Source organism: Myroides sp. LoEW2-1 (assembly GCF_009767705.1).
Classification (GTDB): domain Bacteria; phylum Bacteroidota; class Bacteroidia; order Flavobacteriales; family Flavobacteriaceae; genus Flavobacterium; species Flavobacterium album_A.
In genome coordinates, this window is the sequence record NZ_WSPP01000041.1 from 1 (window position 1) to 3718 (window position 3718).

Genomic DNA, 3718 nt, shown 5'->3' on the forward strand with positions numbered 1-3718 from the left:
ATATAAAAGTAAGCCCGCTAAGAAAAACAAAAATTCAAGCAATCTTAGAATTAGCAAGGATTACAATTATTATAAACCTAAAATCAAGGGCACTTTATTTAGACTTAACCAATACAATTATTTGATTATTTAATTTATTTAAAAATAATAACGGATAATATAAAGGAATAATAATTCGACTCTAAAACGTTAAAAAACAAGAAATGACTATTTTTTTACAAGAAAATACAAGATTACAACTGCTTGTAAGGTTGCTTATCCTCTGTTAAAAGTAAATCGACAAAAAGTTTGACAGACCGCTTTTGATAACTCTCCTTGAGTGTGATAATAACAGCCTCTCTACTCATATCACAATCCGTAATGGGGATTGCGCAGATGTTGGTTTCACCATGCACGGTAGCAAAAGTCAAAATAGTCTTAAAGGCATTGACTCTCACCAGGTCAATAACTGTAGAAGTATGGTTGACCTCTACAGCAATATTAGCAGAAATATTGTGCATTTCAAATTGCCTATCCAGGAAATTGCGAGTACTAAATCCCTTAACAGGTAAGGCTAACTTTAAACTTGCGATTTCGGCAAAGCTTATGGCCTTGCGATTAGACAAAGAGGAATCAGTAGATACTATTAACGCCATTTCAGAAGTCAATAGCGGTTGGTACAATAAGTTCTCTTGGTGTTCTCCTTCAAAAAAAGTCAAAGCAAAGTCAATCAATTGATAATTTAAAGCATCAATAAGCTCATTGGTTGTCCCAAAGGTAATCTCAATCTTTACATTGGGATACGCAGTGGTAAACTCTTTTAAAGAAGTTAAGACAAGTGACTTTAATCCCCAGGTTAACCCTATTTTTAGAACTCCCGTCTTAAGTTCATTAAGATCCTTGAGCATTAACTCCCCATCTAAAGCTGCGTCCAGACTTTTTCTTGCATAAACAGCAAAGCGCTCTCCAGCTTCTGTTAGACTGATTCGCTTGCCTATTCGATCAAACAAGGGCTGCCCGAGTTCTTCTTCCAATTGCTTAATCTGCTGTGACAAGGTACTTTGAGTAATATATAAATGCTTGGCTGCTTCTGTAAAGTTGAGTAACTCCTTTGCCTTTAAAAAATACTTTAATTGTCTTAACTCCATTTGTAAATCGGTTTTATCGATTGATATGATAGAAAAATAACGTTTTACTAATTTAGAACATAGCTTTAACTTTACCAAAAAAAGAAGGCAATGGCTACAACTACCTATACAGAAATAAGAGAAAGTGAAAAAGCAATCAGGGGTAGTTCCCGTTACAAGAAGATAAAATGGGGAATCTTTTTAGTAGGAGTATCTGTATTTGCACAGTTGTATAATTACCAACCACTGCTATCGGAAATTACCTCATATTTTCACATCACACCTGCTGAGAGTAGCTATTTGGTATCGGCTTCTACTTTTGGTATGGCTGTAGGACTTTTGCTATTTGCCTTTATTGCCGACCGCTTTCACAGGAAGGATGTTATGTTATTTGCCCTTATTACCTCAAGTGTACTAACACTCGCTTCTGTATGGCTGAATAATTTTGCGGTGCTCATCAATATAAACTTCATCAAAGGAATGTGTATTTCAGGAGTATCAGCAGTTACCCTGGCTTATTTAGCAGAAGAAATTGACCACAAAAATATTGGATTAGCGATAAGCTTTTACTTGGCAGGAAACACATTTGGTGGTATGTTTGGAAGAATTGTAGCTGCTTTAATTAGCGGTTGGTTCGGATGGCAAACAGCAGTATTATCAATAGGTATTATCGCATTAATTATTAGCATCATTGTTTACTTTTACTTTCCCGCCTCAAACTTTTTTCAGCCTGAAAAACTAAATTTACATGACAAACTACTGCAAATGAAAAGTATTTTCAAAAACAAGAAAATACTGGCGATGTATGTAGTGGCTATCTGCTTGATGGGGAGCTTTGTCAGTGTGTATAACTTCCTTGGCTTCAAACTTGAAGCTGCTCCTTATAATCTTCCGCATTACATCATAGCCATGATATTCCTAATGTACGCCTTTGGCATATTCAGTAATATGATCTCAGGAGCACTCTCTGATCGATTCTCTCCTCGTAAGATTCTACTCACGGCATTAATCTTACTTATACTAGGAACAATAATGATGTATCTAAATAGTCTTTTTTTAATACTAATAGGTTTGGTTATATTCACCATGGCCTTCTTCAGTGGCCACACCATAGCAAGTCGAGTAGTAACAACCTTAGCTAAAGATGCAAAAACTTCAGCTACAGCATTATACTGGTTTTTCTATTACTTAGGTTCGAGTATTATTGGAAGTTCAACGGGCGTATTTGTCAATCAAAACAATTGGATTGGCTTTTTTGGATGTTTGACAATCTTAGGAATATTTGCACTTCTAACAACCTATTTCACAACCAAAAGAGCTTAAAGGCAGAATTGCGAACACCCCGTAATATAGACAATGATTCTCCAAGTATCTACAAGACTGTAGAACAAATAAGAGCAGATTAATAAACTGACCCAACACAAATAAATATAAATGAAAAAAGGATATCTTAAGCCAGACATCCTTTTTTACCCTAACTCTATATATTTCGACCACCTACTCAAAAGATACAAGCTCTATCGAGAGAATATTTTTATCGTCGATTGCCTCTACAACGGCATCTCTTTGATTTAATTCCACTATTTTATATATGAATGTATTTCCTCTATCAGATTTCATAGTCAATCTATTTCCTTCTAAGACATATACCCCTTTTGATTGCTTTAAACTATATTGATCCACTGCAGTAAAAGTACCATTTTTCAAACTAATTTCAATAGATGATTTTTGATATGCTTCTTTTGATACTCTATCACACTCTGGTGTAAAATTAAAGTGTGCTGCAATCCATTTCTTCTCAATATTTACACTTTTAACTTCCTTGGCAGGGTTTGTATCTACCATATTGTTATCCTCTGCTGAACAACTTTGAAGAGTCATTCCTACTAAAACCAAACAAACACTTGCGAATATATTTATAAAACGTCCCATACTAATAAAATTTAAAAAATTTCCACAACTACCCTTCTTAACAAAACATTAAGGGATTTATTCTAACAATCTAAGTACTTACTTTGTTATTCTAAAGTTAACAAAAAATATTTGAATACTTAAATATTAGGTTAATTTTTTAAAGTATTTTCTGAAACACAGAAAGAATTAACATATATTCAAAAACAAAACAGTTAATACATAAATATATTATCAAAAACTGTATAATCTTGTCATTATTACTTTTTATTTCCTTTGACAAGACGAAATTACACCAAGAAAGTTATCTCACAACTGATATTTATCAGTGATTTTAGCCTCACAACACTACTTAACACACCTTTGAATATTTAACAACTAACCAATAATTTGACTATCAACTGCTTTGCTACATTTTTTTTGACTAATTTAAAATAAGTTGTTAAAGGTTAAAAAACAGTTAAAAATATAACCTTAAAAAACATCATGCTTTTTCATAAAATACTATTTTTAAAAACACGCTAACTTCAGTGAATATCACCAATAACAAGGCATCAACCTATATAACTAATTATCAAAACAATAGTCATACAACTAAGCATGGACCACAGACTTTGTAAAAAATTAGATAAATCATTTCAAATCCCTTAATTATAATCAAATAGCCTTTAAAAACTTCCTTAAAGCGCACAGTCTTAAAG

Annotated in this window: 3 protein-coding genes; 1 reads left to right on the forward strand and 2 read right to left on the reverse strand. The window is 33.0% G+C overall.

Annotated elements, in window-relative coordinates; translation table 11 throughout:
• Positions 1-233: 233 nt before the first annotated feature.
• Positions 234-1127 (reverse strand): LysR substrate-binding domain-containing protein, encoded by an 894-nt coding sequence (locus GOQ24_RS03320; protein WP_155091631.1) that lies wholly within the window; start codon positions 1125-1127, stop codon positions 234-236.
• Positions 1128-1217: 90 nt separating this feature from the next.
• On the opposite strand from GOQ24_RS03320, the gene GOQ24_RS03325 reads away from it, so the two are divergent.
• A complete protein-coding gene (locus GOQ24_RS03325) occupies positions 1218-2429 on the forward strand; it encodes an MFS transporter (protein ID WP_155091630.1) in 1212 nt (403 codons plus the stop codon).
• Between the two features lie 174 nt (positions 2430-2603).
• On the opposite strand, the gene GOQ24_RS03330 is transcribed toward GOQ24_RS03325, so the two are convergent.
• Positions 2604-3038, reverse strand: coding sequence for a lipocalin family protein (locus tag GOQ24_RS03330; RefSeq protein WP_155091629.1), 435 nt, complete (start codon positions 3036-3038; stop codon positions 2604-2606).
• Between the last annotated feature and the right edge of the window lie 680 nt (positions 3039-3718).